The organism is Flavipsychrobacter sp. (assembly GCA_041392855.1).
Classification (GTDB): domain Bacteria; phylum Bacteroidota; class Bacteroidia; order Chitinophagales; family Chitinophagaceae; genus UBA5543.
The window spans coordinates 154,511-167,775 of record JAWKLD010000002.1 but is presented as its reverse complement, the minus strand read 5'-3'; the positions used below and the strand labels follow the sequence as shown (position 1 = coordinate 167,775).

Sequence of the window (13,265 nt, the reverse complement as noted above, 5' to 3'; positions counted from 1 at the left end):
AGTGAAGAATAACCTCCTTAAAAAAATATTCTCTTCAGGGCTACAGGCGGTATCTGTTCAGATACTTGGAGTGATATTTCTCTTCATAGTTTCGTTTTATCTATCAGAAAGTGAATTTGGTATCATTAGCTGGTACACGGCGGTCACTATCACCATCACGACATTACTTAGTTTTGGTATCGATCAAGTGGCGGTACGCAGAATAGCAGCTTCCGAAAGGTCGGATTGGGCGGCGGCGGCATATCTGTTTCATGCCTTTGTAGGTTCTGTGATAGCCTTCGTTATTCTTGTTACTATTACTGCTATATGGAGTAATAGTGATAATACATTAAGATTCTTGCCTTGGTTTTTCATAGCGCAGTCTTTGATGTATATAGGTACGCCTTTAAAGCAGTTTTTGAATGCGAAGCAGAAATTTGCCCCTTATGGAGTTATAGCTGTTATCAGTAATCTTACTAAAATAAGTTTAGCGTATTGGGGGATATATAGAGAGCTATTGTCTGTGGATCTGGTCTACGCTATATTAATTATATGTGCGCTTATAGAACTGGTGGGTTTGTTGATCTATATTTTAAAATATACCTCGTTTAGTTTCCGATTTAAGTTTGTGGCTTACAGAAAGCTGATAAAAGAATCAACAGCTCAGTATATAGCAATGGTTTTCGATACAGGCATTTCCCGTCTCGATTGGATATTGTTGGGTATCATTAGTACTAATGCCATTACTGGTGTTTATGCTTTTGCCTATAGGGCTTATGAGTTGACTAGATTGCCTATTACAGTTATAGCACCCGTAATACTCAATATCTTCTCCAAGCTGTTAGTAAGTGGTAAAAAACCTGATGAGGAGAAGCAAGCAGTAATACGTCAACTATTTACCGTTGGGGTTTTTGCTGCTATATTAATGCCACTGGTGTTGAATATACTTTGGGCGCCTACGCTAGATTGGCTATATAATGGTAAATATGGTAGTTCAAATGCTGTTGAGTTTTTATTATTAACCATCTGCATCCCTTTTCAGTTTACCATCAATCTACTGTGGACACTTACTTTTGCCAGTAAAAACTATACCAAGGTTACGAAGATCACGATCGTTACTGCAGTAACCAATCTGTTGTTGAATTTACTGCTCATTCCTTTTTATGGTGGTTTAGGGGCAGCAGTTGCCTACTTGATTACTAATCTGGTGCAGATGTCGGGTTACTACTTGGTAGTAAAAGGAAAAATTATGGCTTTCCCTCTTAGGTCATTATTGTTGTTTTTAATAATGGGGGCAATAGCATATAGTATAAGTACCTTTTTGACAGATAATCTTGTTTTACAGCTCGTAACCTCATTAGGTGTATATATAAGTTTAGCGATACTTACCAAGCAAGTGAGAAAAGACCAGATAGGTACACTAAAAATGTTACTCAAAAAATGAATATTCTATACTTGTGTGACGAATACCCTCCCGGTAGGCATGGAGGTATAGGTACTGTGGTACACATGCTGGCTCATACCATGGCTGACCTTGGCCATAAAGTAACAGTGGTAGGTTTTTACGATTGGGGGTATGGAGGCAAAGATGAGTTTGACGATGGTAAGGTAAAAGTGTACAGGTTTAGGAGGGGGATGGCCAGTAAGCTGTTTGAGGAGCAAGACTCACTTTTTGCCCGAGGATTATTTAAATTATGTAAGGTCTCGGGGCTTTTTCAAAGAGATATAAAAAAGAGTTTAGTTAGATATAAGGCTTTTGTAGAGTCGTTGATTGAACGTCATAACATAGATATCATTGAAATGCCTGATTATAATGACTATATCAGGTTTTGCAATAGCTACGTGCCTTTTCCCAAGTTTTCTGTGCCTACAGTAGTAAAGCTGCATGGTTCGCTTACCTACATAGGTCATAATAATAATACAGAAGTGCCTGCACATGTTGTTGCAATGGAGCGGCATATACTGGCACAAGCTGAAGGGGTATGTAGTGTGAGTAAGTATAGAGCGGATATGGCACAAGTGTATAAAGAATATGAGGGTGATATTGCCGTAATGTATAATGGTATTGAAACTGCTTCAATACAACCCTATGAAACTAAATATCATAATAGGGTAGTATTTACAGGTACGCTAAATGCGAACAAAGGAATATTTCAATTGGCTAAAGCTTGGAATAAAGTTGTAAGTAAATTGCCAGATGCAGAACTAGTGGTTTTTGGTAAAGGGCCTATAGAGAAAATAAAGGCTTTGCTGACCGAACAGGCAAAAGCTATGGTGTCCTTTAAAGGTCATGTGCCTCGTGCTGATCTGTTTCAATATTTAGGAGAGAGTGCTGTTGCTATTTTCCCCTCTTATGCTGAAAGCTTTGCATTGGCACCTATGGAAGCTATGGCTTGCAAGACGGCGGTGGTCTATACTAAACGAACATCCGGACCAGAGCTAATAGAGGATAATGTAAATGGTATGCTTGTTGATCCGGATGATGTAGAGGGTATTGCAGAAAAGCTGTTACAGTTACTTACCAACCCTGATTTAGCTCAACAACTAGGTGAAAGGGCTAGACAACATGTGCTGGACAACTTTAGCATGAGAGTAGTTGGACAGAAACATACAGGTTACTACCAGTCCATATTAGAGGCGAATAATAGCTTAAGAAAAACAAAATAATTGTACTATGTTAGCACGCATGGAGCAGAATAATAGCTTTAAAGTGCACCTATAAATAAATGAATACTTGAATAAAGAAAAGAAAAATATTGACTGGCTGTTGTTGGTGTTTTTGCTACTGTTTACCAATCAGGCAATGTTTTCATTGAAAATATTTGGGTTAGTTCTCATTTATATATTGCGCCCCAATTTTGATCTAGGCATAAAGAGAGGTAGGGTGCCCTTGTTCTTTCTGCTCATAATATTACTCGCCGGGGTCAATTTCTTGTTTTTTATAAGAGATTTCTCCAGTTCGTATATAACCGCATTTCTAGTTGGTAATGCCTTTTGGATATTCTCACTACTAAGTTTTCATCAGTTGAAGTTGAGTGTAGAGCGCTATGGTGCAAAAACGGCACATAATACACTCAAAGTATTCACGATACTGCATTTTGTGCTTAGTATATATCAGCTCGTCAATATTATGATATTGACAGGTAAGGTAAATCCGTATGAAGGTCTACCTTTCCCATATGGTATGTCTACTGGCGATAATATCTACGGCGCTTTATTTGGGTTCTCGTTGTATAACGTCACCATCAGCACCTTTCTGACCATATATTTCCTTTTTAAACGCCAAGCAGGGTATGCTATTTTGGCAAGTACAAGTGTAGTGCTTGTATTTAGCAACTTTGGCAGCTTGGTATATGCAGGTATACTATTAGGCTTGGCCTTTGTGGGAATGCTAAATTTGATAACTGACAGGAAATATAATCTGTTAAATAGGCTTTCGCCCCCGGGCAATTTTGGTTTATACATTCCCTTCTGTTTGCTCTTTATTGTCATCATGTATGTTACGGTATCGCCTAGTAATGCAGAATACATTGTGATGAAGGTAAAGGCTAAGATTTTTTCCATAGACGTGCAAGGGAAGAATAATTATAGAAGTATAATAGCAGATCAACAAGTAGATCCCAAGGCATATGAGCCTTATGCAGATGATGGTTATTTGGATGAAAAATTTGAGAGGTATGCTGATGAAAGTAAAGCGTACTTTAGTAATGTGAGTAATCAAAGCTCTGGTACAGCTGAAGATAGGATATCCATTAAAAGAGAAATGACTAAAGTGTATATCCACAATCTTCAGGGCAAAACTCTTGCAGTACTGGAGACAAAGGCATTCTTAAAGTCGTCACCTATTAACATGTTAATGGGGGCGGGTACTACACGTTTTTCATCTAATATAGCTCAGAAAATGGCAGGGTTCGACTCCAGTCGTTTATTCATGAATTATTTGCCCAGTTTCTCTTCTCCGCTATATGAGGAGAACCATAAATTGCTGATAGAAGAGCGGATAAAAAGTGAAGAGGCCTATTTCTCTACGGCTAATTTCCCTGATAGTTTTTATAATCAGATTTTTGGAGAGTATGGAGTTTTTGGAGTGTTGATCTTCTTGTTTTTCTATGTAGGCTATTTCTACAAAAGTTTTAATAAACTTTCGTATGGTATATGGTTGTTTTTAATTTTAGTGCCTTTTGCACACCTTAGTTATATATTCGATACGCTTTGTGTTATGCCATTCTTCGAGTGGTTAATGTTAATAGATATAGAAGAATAAAATTATGCTGCCAACGCAACCTTTAGTTACAGTATTAATGCCGTCATATAATGCAGGCGATTTTCTTCGTGAGGCAGTGGATAGTGTGTTGAACCAAACCTATAGCAATTTTGAGTTTCTTATCATCAACGATGGGTCTACAGATAATACTAAAGATATCTTAGCCGGCTATTCGGATGAACGTATAAAAGTGATCCATCAAGAGAATATGGGGCTGGTCGCTTCCCTCAATAAGGGCATAGATTTAGCTAAAGGGGAATATATCGCCCGTTTTGATGCTGACGATGTTTGCTACCCTCAAAGACTGATGCAACAAATGACCTTTTTGGAAAAGCATCCTGAATATGTATTGATTGGTGGTGAGGCTGATTATATGACCGAAGAAGGGGAGCATATATTCAAGTTTGAATTTAGTGCCTATACTGATGAAGAAATAAGAGCAGAACAGTTCAAAGACTGTCCGTTTATACATTCTACAGTGGTGTTTTTAAAACAGGCAGTGCAAGATGTTGGAGGATATGATCCTCGAGCCATTACATTCGAAGATCATCAGCTGTGGAAGAAAGTATCTGAAAAGGGTAAAATGATGAATATGCATGAAGCGCTTATAAAAGTGCGTTTTAATGCAGCATCGGCTACTATTGATGAAAAATGGAGAGGAGAAGAGTTTATAGCATTAAAGCAGCGCTCTATAAAAACTGGACTGGTGGCAGATGAAGACTATAAAAAACTACAACAGATACTCAGAGAGCAAGACGTAACAGCTTATAAGCAAGCAGCTTATCATAGTATGTTGGGTAAAAAATTCTTGTGGAATCAATACCAGCCATCAAAGGCTAGGAAGCATTTGGGGAAAGCTATTTCAATAATGCCTTCCAAAGCCGAGCCATACCTTTTATATTTGCTTTCGTTTTTACCAAAAAAGTGGATAGCCTCTATTTATAAGAAGGCTAAAAGCTAATACTTCTTACAAATGAAAGTAGCTTTTATCTCTAGAGCAACATTGTATAGTACGCCCGGTGGGGATACTAAGCAAGTGGATATGACAGCCAATTATCTAAGGGAATTGGGAGTTGAGGTGGACATCTGCCTTACCGACCAATCTATAGATTATAGTCAATACGACCTGTTGCATTTTTTCAATATCATCCGTCCTGCAGATATATTAAAGCATATAGAAAAAGCGAATAAGCCTTATGTAGTGTCTACCATATTCTTGGACTACGGCGAGTTTGAGAAAAAGACACGTGGCGGATTGATGAAGTGGATGAATAAGATATTCTCTGAAGATCAGATAGAGTATATCAAAGCTATAGCACGTAGGCTAAAGAATGGCGAGAAGATAGGGAGTAGCAAATACTTACTTTGGGGACATAGAAAGTCGATAAAGCATGTAGCAAAGCATTCAGGTATATTATTGCCTAATTCTGAAAACGAGTATAGGAGGTTTGAAAAGAAGTATGGATTATCTCATGCCTACCATGTGATACCCAATGGTATAGATACCAGCGTGGCAGAAAGAGTAAGCAAGCATAACCCCAAATATGAGAATGCAATATTGTGTGTAGCAAGAATAGAAGGACGTAAAAATCAACTTAATCTCATAAGAGCACTAAATAATACAGGTTATCACGTACAGATACATGGTAAGCCATCACCCAATAACATAGGCTACTTTGAGCAATGTAAAGCCGAGGCAGCAGATAACATCCATTTCTCCGATTGGCTGACGGAAGAAGAACTCTATGAAATGTATCACTCTGCTAAGGTGCATATACTTCCTAGTTATTTTGAAACAACTGGTTTGTCTTCTCTGGAGGCGGCAGTGATGGGTTGTAATATCGTGGTAACGGAAAAAGGGGATACCAGAGACTATTTTAAAGAAGATGCCTGGTATTGTGATCCTGATGATCTGGCATCAATAAAAAAAGCTGTGGATGATGCTTTTGCAGCACCATATAGCGAATCATTCAAAGAAAGAATCCTCAAAGAATATACTTGGCGCAGAGCCGCAGAAGAAACTTTGGTAGGGTATAAAAAAGTATTGAAAGATTAAGTTCCTTTGTAGTTCCGTTATTGCAAATGAAGAAACACATCAAAATAGGCATATTAGGCACGCGTGGCATCCCTAACAGATATGGTGGGTTTGAGCAATGTGCAGAGTATTTGGCAGCAGGCTTGGTGGCCAAAGGTCATAAGGTGTCTGTATACAATTCTCACAATCACGAGTATCAGCAAAAGGAGTGGAATGGTGTGGAGATCATCCATTGCTACGATGCAGAGGAGAAGCTAGGAACAGCGGGGCAGTTCATCTACGACCTGAACTGTATTCGCGATGCTCGAAAAAGAAATTTTGATGTGTTGCTACAACTGGGATATACAAGCAATAGTATATGGTACCCGATATGGCCCAAAAACTGCAAGAATGTAGTGAATATGGATGGGCTGGAATGGAAGCGAACTAAGTACAATAAATACATACAGAAGTTTTTAAAGAAGGCAGAATCTTGGGCAGCACTACATGCAGATGTTTTAGTAGCAGATTCTGTAGGTATTGAAAAATACATCAAAGAGGAATACAACAAGCCTTCACATTTTATAGCCTATGGAGCGCCTATATTCAAAGATCCTGTAGAGGCTATCATAAACAAATACAATGTAAAAGCGTTCGACTACAACATGCTTATAGCACGTATGGAGCCAGAGAACAATATCGAAATGATATTAAAGGCGCATGTGCTGAGCGGAACGAGCAGGCCTTTATTAGTGATAGGCAAAACAGAAAATGCCTACGGGCAGCATTTGGTAGAGCTATATGGAGATAAACCCGGTATCCAGTTTCTTGGTGGTATTTATGATACTGTTGTGATCGATAACCTGCGTTACTTCTCTCACCTATATTTTCATGGGCATTCAGTTGGTGGTACTAATCCTTCTTTGCTAGAAGCTATGGGCTGTAAGGCATTGATAGCGGCAAATGATAATTTATTCAATAGAGGTGTGTTGGCAGAAGATGCTTTTTACTTTGCCGACCATGAAGAGTTGATCGAGATCATAAGAACGGTGACTGCCAAAAGCCAACAGGAAAAACTGTTGCAGAATAACCTAAGAAAAATACGCGACCAATATAACTGGTCGCGCATTGTAGATGAATATGAACAAGTGTTAGTAGCCGCAGCCGAATAACATTATTTTGCTTTAAACTTATTGATCGCATTTCTGGTAAAGTCGCTTAGTACTAAACGACCACTAATTGCTGCGCGATCGGCTAGCAATTTATCCCAGTCTTCTGTTCCTTTCCAGAAGACTTGTTTTAGTTCTGCCATAGCTTCAGGGCTACTAGCCTTAAGCTTATTAGCAAGTGTAGTTATTGCTTCATCCATACCTGCAACATCATCATGCACACTAGCGTAAAGACCATGTTGTTCAGCCCATTGTGCACTACGCCACTCCGTAGCGTCTATTGATAGCATAGAAAAAGCAGATAAGCCCATTTTGCGTTCCACTGCAGGTCCTACCACAAATGGCCCTATACCTACAGCAAGCTCACTAAGCTTCACTGCCGCATGTTGCGTAGCAATAGCATAGTCTACTGATGATGCTAAGCCAACGCCTCCGCCTACAGCTTTGCCATGTATACGTCCTATTATAAACTTAGGGCACTTGCGCATGGCGTTGATCACTTTAGCAAAACCACTAAAGAACTCCAACCCACCGGCAGCATCCTCAATAGCAATTAGCTCATCGAAAGAAGCACCCGCACAAAATGCACGTTCGCCTGCACTTTTAAGAATGATAACTAAGGCATCTTTGTTGTTGCCTACTTCTGTTATGGTTTCTGCTAGTTTGTTTAAAATAGCACCGGGTAAAGAGTTGCTCGCAGGGTGGAAAAACTCAATGGTAGCTATACCGTCGTTAATACTACTTTTTACGTATGCTTCTGTACTCATTACGTTATCGTTATTCTGTTGTGTTTAGTCTTGGTTTAATTTTTTCACCATAGTAAGTATGGTAGCAATGGCCACAGTCTCTCCTGTATCGTCATATACATCTACCAGCCATCTTACTATTCCTTTGGCTATATCATCCTCACTACGCTTTTCTTGGTCGGTCTTTTGCTTACAAGTAAACTTAACACCTATAGTAGTACCAGGATAAACAGGCTTGGTGAAGCGACATTCGTCAATACCATAGTTTAATAATACTGGGCTCTTTTTAGCTTCTACAAATAGGCCTGCCGCTTTCGAAAGGATGTAATAGCCATGAGCTACGCGTCCTTCAAAAATGGTGCCTTCTAAAGATGTAGCATCAACGTGCGCGTAGAAGTTATCGCCACTTACATTGGCAAAGTTGGTAATGTCTGTTTCTGTAACAGTATGCTTCGCTGTTATCAATGTATCGCCAACTTCTAACTCTTCAAAGTGTTTGCGGAATGGATGGATGTCTGTTTCGTTTTGCTTAGCACCTTGTTGGTACACATTAGTGATCTTAGAAATTGTGGTTGGCGAACCTTGTATCGATGTACGTTGCATATAGTGTAGTACGCCTCGTTTACCACCCATCTCTTCACCGCCACCTGCACGTCCAGGACCGCCATGCGTTAGTAATGGCATTGGAGAACCATGTCCTGTGCTTTCTTTAGCACAGTCGGCATTCAATACTAAGATACGTCCATGCATACTGGCAGCGCCGAGTACAAATTCTTTAGCGATATCATCATCAGCAGTTACAATAGAACAAACCAAAGACCCTTTACCCATTTTAGCTAAGGTTATCGCATCATCTATGCTCTTGTATGGCATGATGGTAGATACAGGTCCGAATGCTTCTATATTGTGGCAATCAGTATTTTTGAATGGATCGTTATTTAAGAAAACAAGTGGTGGTAAGAATGCTCCTTTCTTTTTATCTGCACCTACCACTTCAAATTGTTCAATATCTCCTATTATTATTTCTTGAGACTTTGATAACTGCTGCACCTTTTCCAATACTTCCTCACGTTGCGACTGGCCAGCCAATGAGCCCATGCGTACACCTTCTACGCTAGGGTCGCCAATAGTAGAGCCTGCTAAACGTTTTCCTAAAGCTATTTGTACGTCTTCTACCATGTGTTCTGGTACCATTACACGACGAACCGCAGTACATTTTTGTCCTGCCTTTGTGGTTATCTCACGAGCTACTTCTTTAATGAAGATGTCAAACTCAGGCATGTCGGTAGTTACATCTGCTCCTAATATGCAAGAGTTTAAAGAGTCGGCTTCCAGATTAAAAGGAACGGCTTCTTCGATAAGTCTTGGGTGCGACTTAAGCTGACGTCCTGTACTTGCCGACCCTGTAAAGGTTACCACATCTTGGTTTTGCACTGTATCTAAGATGCCTCTTGCCGATCCACAGATTAGTTGTAATGAACCTTCAGGTAGAATATTTGATTTGATGATCTCTTCAAATACAGCCTCCGTAAGGTAAGAAGTAAGTGTTGCCGGCTTTACAATAGCAGGTACACCCGCCATTAGGTTAACGGCTATTTTTTCTAACATGCCCCATACAGGGAAGTTGAATGCATTAATATGTATTGCAACACCCTCTAGTGGCACCATAATATGGTGTCCCATAAATGTGCCGCCTTTTGATAAAGGCACTGCATCTCCATCTACATAAAAACGCTCGTCGGGAAACTGGCGACGAAGGCTGGCGTTGGCAAATAAGTTACCAATTCCTCCCTCAATGTCTACCCAGGAATCTGCTTTTGTAGCACCTGTATATTGGCTTATTTCATAGAAGTATTTCTTTTTCTCCAACAAATAAAGCGCTAATGCTTTCAGCATTAAACCTCTTTGTTGGAAAGTCAGCTTACGTAAGGCAGGACCGCCAGTTTTACGAGCATAGTCCATCATAGCGCCAAAGTCTAACCCCTCACTGCTCGCTGTGTAGATAACCTCACCGGTAATAGCGTTATATAATTCGCTGCCTCCTTTTGCTGAAGTTACCCATTTGCCCTCGGCATAATTCTTTAGTTGTCTTACAGACATATTTGTATTTTTTCTGATTAATGTAGTTGCTGTATTAGGTGTGCTAATACGGAATAGACTGCAATTTATAACATTTAGGGTGAAGGTTAAGGCGTAACTGCTATCTGCGTGCTAGTCCTCTTTCTGAATACCAAATTGGTTAAGGTGATGCCAGGCGTGTTTGTGTAACAGCTGTACCCACATCTCATAGTTGAGCTCCCCGAAGAAAGGGTTCATGATCTTTTTATTAGGATTGCTGTCAAATACCTCAAAGAAGTGATCTATCTCTTCTCTAAGCTCGGTAATAGCATCCGCGATATTGGCACGCTCATGAGGTACCGTGTCATCTCCTATTAGTACATTAGGTGTGTTTTCTCTAAAAGGCTTTTCGCTCATCAAGAAGGCCTGCATCTTGGGTAAATGCTCCTCAGGGGTAACACATTCATATAGATCTCTTCCATTTGCCTGACGCATAGAGTAGCTCATATGTTCTACCATCTGCTGTGCATCCATTTTACCCCATTTTCTTTCTGTATTGGGGTCAAGCGATGATAGTAGACTAGGGAATTCAGTTCTAAGAAAAGCCGCTTTGTTTGTTGTGCTCATTATAATAATTGCTTTATTAAAGATTCTTGCGCCATGCCTTCCGCTTCTGCTTTATAGTTGCGTACTATGCGGTGGTGTAGTACCGACTGGGCTACTGCTTGCACATCTTCTATGTCAGGAGAGTATTTACCTGTAAGTACGGCATGGCATTTAGCGCCAAGAATTAAATATTGAGATGCTCTTGGGCCTGCGCCGTATGCAATATATTGTTTAGCCACATCTGGTGCATTTGGATTGCTAGGTCTTGTTTTTTGTACCAAGCCTACAGCATATTCCAGTACATTATCTGGTACTGGTACACGTTTGATCAGCTGTTGGAAATAAGTGATCTCCTCAGCTGTGAGCACTGTTGGTAATTTTACTTCTTGATCCCCCGTTGTGTTACGCACTATGGTTACCTCTTCTGCAAAACTTGGATAATCTAATATGACCTGAAACATAAAACGGTCCAGCTGAGCTTCGGGCAAAGGATAAGTGCCTTCCTGCTCAATAGGGTTTTGCGTAGCCAAAACAAAGAAGGGTTGAGGTAGATTATATTGATGGCCTGCTGCAGTTACATTACGTTCCTGCATAGCTTCCAATAGCGCCGCTTGTGTTTTAGGCGGTGTACGGTTGATCTCATCAGCTAATATGATATTTGCGAATACAGGACCCTTAATAAATTTGAAATGCCTATTCTCATCCAATATCTCTGCCCCGATTATATCACTCGGCATTAGGTCGGGTGTGAATTGTATTCTTTTAAAAGAAAGGTCCAATACTTCCGAAATGGTTTTTACCAATAGGGTTTTGGCCAAGCCCGGTACACCTACTAGAAGGCTATGTCCGTTGCAAAGTATGGCTATGATTAGTTTGTCTACTACTTCTTCCTGCCCTACTATTACCTTGCCAATTGCTTGGCGCATGGTTGTGTATTTTTCTTTTAAGGCGTCTACAGCTTCTTTATCCGATGCGTATGTTTGCATTATAGTTTATTGTAAATAGTCTGATTGTAAATATTAAATATAGAAAGTAGAACGCAATACCTGGCAATAAATAGTTGAGGTATAAAGTTTTTTAACGTTTCTACTACAAAGAAGAAAGTTCCTTTATTTTGGTAGCATTAGCAAATTGAATATTATGGCTGAAATGACAATACAACAGGCACAAGGGCAGGTAGATGAATGGATAAAGACCATAGGTGTTCGCTATTTTAGTGAATTGACCAATTTGGGTATCCTAATGGAGGAGGTAGGGGAACTCTCGCGCATTATGGTGCGTAAGTATGGAGAGCAGTCGTTTAAAAAAGGAGAGCAGGATAAAGAGCTGGCAGATGAGTTGGGAGATGTGTTTTGGGTACTGCTTTGTTTAGCCAACCAAACAGGAGTTGACCTGACAGAGGCCTTGCAAAAAAACTTTGAAAAGAAAACCCTAAGGGATAAGGAACGTCATAAAAACAACGATAAGCTTTAACTGCTTGTTAATCAAGGGTTAGAGAAAGGGGGATTGTCATATAATATTGACCTTTTGCTGACACTTGGGCTATAAAAAAATTCATAACATGGAAAAGGTTTGTTAACTTTCCGTTCTCATTTTTATTTATAAATCAATAAAATATAAACTAGATGAAAAAAATCTACTCTTTAGCATTAATCATGTTGATCGCGATAGGTGCATCTGCACAGCGTAACATCAACATCGAAGCAAAAATTTCTAAGCCTACAGCAAGCACAGTTATCGAAAATGGTAAATCTTTCGATATACTAGTTGTAGTAAAGAACTTAGGACCAGATTCTTTGAAAATGTCTGATAGCTTATTGATGTTCTGGACACTTGATGGTCAGTCTCTTCCATTTGCTATTGGTGGACAAACTGGTGCTGCTTTCAACCTTTGGAACAGATCTATCAAAAGTGGTGATACTATCCAATTGAACTACCCTGGTAGAACGCTTAGCTATTCTCTAAGTGCAGACCAAAGCAGAACAATGTGTGTTAACATCTTCCCTCGTTTCTATGGTGGTGGTGCTGACTCGATCATCGATGCTTCTGCTACAAATAACAGAGATTGCGTAACAATGACATTTAAAGCTGGTAGCCCTGCTTCTATCGGTCAAACTGCAATTTTAGAAGGTTCACGTAACACTGCAAGCATGTATCCTAACCCTGCTACTGCTCAAACTAACCTAGCGGTTAAGATGAACAAAGGTGGTGAGGTGTCTATCAAGATCATTGATATCACTGGTCGTGTAGTAGCTAGCCAAAACTTGGGTTACCAAGCTACAGGTGAGCACAACCTACCTGTTGATATTTCTACTCTTGCTCCTGGTGCATACATGTACCAAGCACAATTGGGTGATAATATGACAAGCGGTAAACTTAGCGTTACTAAGTAATTCTAAGAATATAATATTTTAAAGGGGTGCGTTACT

The 13,265-nt window shown here is 39.8% G+C and carries 12 protein-coding genes; 8 read left to right on the top strand and 4 right to left on the bottom strand.

Going from position 1 to position 13,265, the window contains the following annotated elements; genetic code table 11:
• The first annotated feature begins 1 nt into the window (after position 1).
• From R2800_14390 to R2800_14365, 6 genes are all read left to right on the top strand, one after another.
• Positions 2 to 1,423: an oligosaccharide flippase family protein gene (locus R2800_14390; GenBank protein ID MEZ5018244.1), complete on the top strand. Its 1,422-nt coding sequence runs from the start codon at positions 2 to 4 to the stop codon at positions 1,421 to 1,423.
• The gene (locus tag R2800_14385; GenBank protein ID MEZ5018243.1) at positions 1,420 to 2,646 is read left to right on the top strand and encodes a glycosyltransferase family 4 protein; all 1,227 of its coding nucleotides are present in this window, start codon (positions 1,420 to 1,422) and stop codon (positions 2,644 to 2,646) included. The genes R2800_14390 and R2800_14385 overlap by 4 nt, the downstream gene beginning before the upstream one ends.
• Positions 2,647 to 2,713: 67 nt before the next feature.
• Positions 2,714 to 4,243: a hypothetical protein gene (locus R2800_14380; protein MEZ5018242.1), complete on the top strand. Its 1,530-nt coding sequence runs from the start codon at positions 2,714 to 2,716 to the stop codon at positions 4,241 to 4,243.
• 4 nt (positions 4,244 to 4,247) lie between these two features.
• Positions 4,248 to 5,204 carry a glycosyltransferase family 2 protein gene (locus R2800_14375; GenBank protein MEZ5018241.1) on the top strand — a complete coding sequence of 319 codons (957 nt, stop codon included), beginning with the start codon at positions 4,248 to 4,250 and terminating at the stop codon, positions 5,202 to 5,204.
• Between the two features lie 12 nt (positions 5,205 to 5,216).
• The gene (locus R2800_14370; protein ID MEZ5018240.1) at positions 5,217 to 6,299 is read left to right on the top strand and encodes a glycosyltransferase family 4 protein; all 1,083 of its coding nucleotides are present in this window, start codon (positions 5,217 to 5,219) and stop codon (positions 6,297 to 6,299) included.
• Positions 6,300 to 6,325: 26 nt separating this feature from the next.
• The gene (locus R2800_14365) at positions 6,326 to 7,429 is read left to right on the top strand and encodes a DUF1972 domain-containing protein (GenBank protein MEZ5018239.1); all 1,104 of its coding nucleotides are present in this window, start codon (positions 6,326 to 6,328) and stop codon (positions 7,427 to 7,429) included.
• 2 nt (positions 7,430 to 7,431) lie between these two features.
• On the opposite strand, the gene R2800_14360 is transcribed toward R2800_14365, so the two are convergent.
• The 4 genes from R2800_14360 to R2800_14345 form a co-directional block, all read right to left on the bottom strand.
• A complete protein-coding gene (locus tag R2800_14360) occupies positions 7,432 to 8,193 on the bottom strand; it encodes an enoyl-CoA hydratase/isomerase family protein (GenBank protein MEZ5018238.1) in 762 nt (253 codons plus the stop codon).
• A 24-nt stretch (positions 8,194 to 8,217) separates the two neighbouring features.
• Positions 8,218 to 10,272 (bottom strand): phenylacetic acid degradation bifunctional protein PaaZ, encoded by a 2,055-nt coding sequence (paaZ, locus tag R2800_14355; GenBank protein ID MEZ5018237.1) that lies wholly within the window; start codon positions 10,270 to 10,272, stop codon positions 8,218 to 8,220.
• 111 nt (positions 10,273 to 10,383) lie between these two features.
• Positions 10,384 to 10,857, bottom strand: a complete 474-nt coding sequence (locus tag R2800_14350) for a hypothetical protein (protein ID MEZ5018236.1) — start codon at positions 10,855 to 10,857, stop codon at positions 10,384 to 10,386.
• Positions 10,857 to 11,822, bottom strand: coding sequence for a MoxR family ATPase (locus tag R2800_14345; protein ID MEZ5018235.1), 966 nt, complete (start codon positions 11,820 to 11,822; stop codon positions 10,857 to 10,859). Before R2800_14345 ends, R2800_14350 begins: the two co-directional genes overlap by 1 nt.
• Before the next feature lie 154 nt (positions 11,823 to 11,976).
• Between R2800_14345 and R2800_14340 the strand changes: the two genes are divergently transcribed.
• The gene (locus R2800_14340; GenBank protein ID MEZ5018234.1) at positions 11,977 to 12,309 is read left to right on the top strand and encodes a nucleotide pyrophosphohydrolase; all 333 of its coding nucleotides are present in this window, start codon (positions 11,977 to 11,979) and stop codon (positions 12,307 to 12,309) included.
• A 152-nt stretch (positions 12,310 to 12,461) separates the two neighbouring features.
• On the top strand, positions 12,462 to 13,229 hold the full coding sequence (locus R2800_14335) for a T9SS type A sorting domain-containing protein (GenBank protein ID MEZ5018233.1): 768 nt from the start codon (positions 12,462 to 12,464) through the stop codon (positions 13,227 to 13,229).
• Positions 13,230 to 13,265 lie beyond the last annotated feature (36 nt).

Excerpts from the sequence above, each read along its gene's own strand:
- R2800_14340 (MEZ5018234.1), top strand. The coding sequence starts at position 11,977 with ATGGCTGAAATGACAATACAACAGGCACAAGGGCAGGTAGATGAATGG.
- R2800_14370 (MEZ5018240.1), top strand. The coding sequence starts at position 5,217 with ATGAAAGTAGCTTTTATCTCTAGAGCAACATTGTATAGTACGCCCGGT.
- paaZ (MEZ5018237.1), bottom strand. The coding sequence starts at position 10,272 with ATGTCTGTAAGACAACTAAAGAATTATGCCGAGGGCAAATGGGTAACT.
- R2800_14365 (MEZ5018239.1), top strand. The coding sequence starts at position 6,326 with ATGAAGAAACACATCAAAATAGGCATATTAGGCACGCGTGGCATCCCT.
- R2800_14375 (MEZ5018241.1), top strand. The coding sequence starts at position 4,248 with ATGCTGCCAACGCAACCTTTAGTTACAGTATTAATGCCGTCATATAAT.
- R2800_14385 (MEZ5018243.1), top strand. The coding sequence starts at position 1,420 with ATGAATATTCTATACTTGTGTGACGAATACCCTCCCGGTAGGCATGGA.
- R2800_14345 (MEZ5018235.1), bottom strand. The coding sequence starts at position 11,822 with ATGCAAACATACGCATCGGATAAAGAAGCTGTAGACGCCTTAAAAGAA.
- R2800_14350 (MEZ5018236.1), bottom strand. The coding sequence starts at position 10,857 with ATGAGCACAACAAACAAAGCGGCTTTTCTTAGAACTGAATTCCCTAGT.
- R2800_14360 (MEZ5018238.1), bottom strand. The coding sequence starts at position 8,193 with ATGAGTACAGAAGCATACGTAAAAAGTAGTATTAACGACGGTATAGCT.
- R2800_14335 (MEZ5018233.1), top strand. The coding sequence starts at position 12,462 with ATGAAAAAAATCTACTCTTTAGCATTAATCATGTTGATCGCGATAGGT.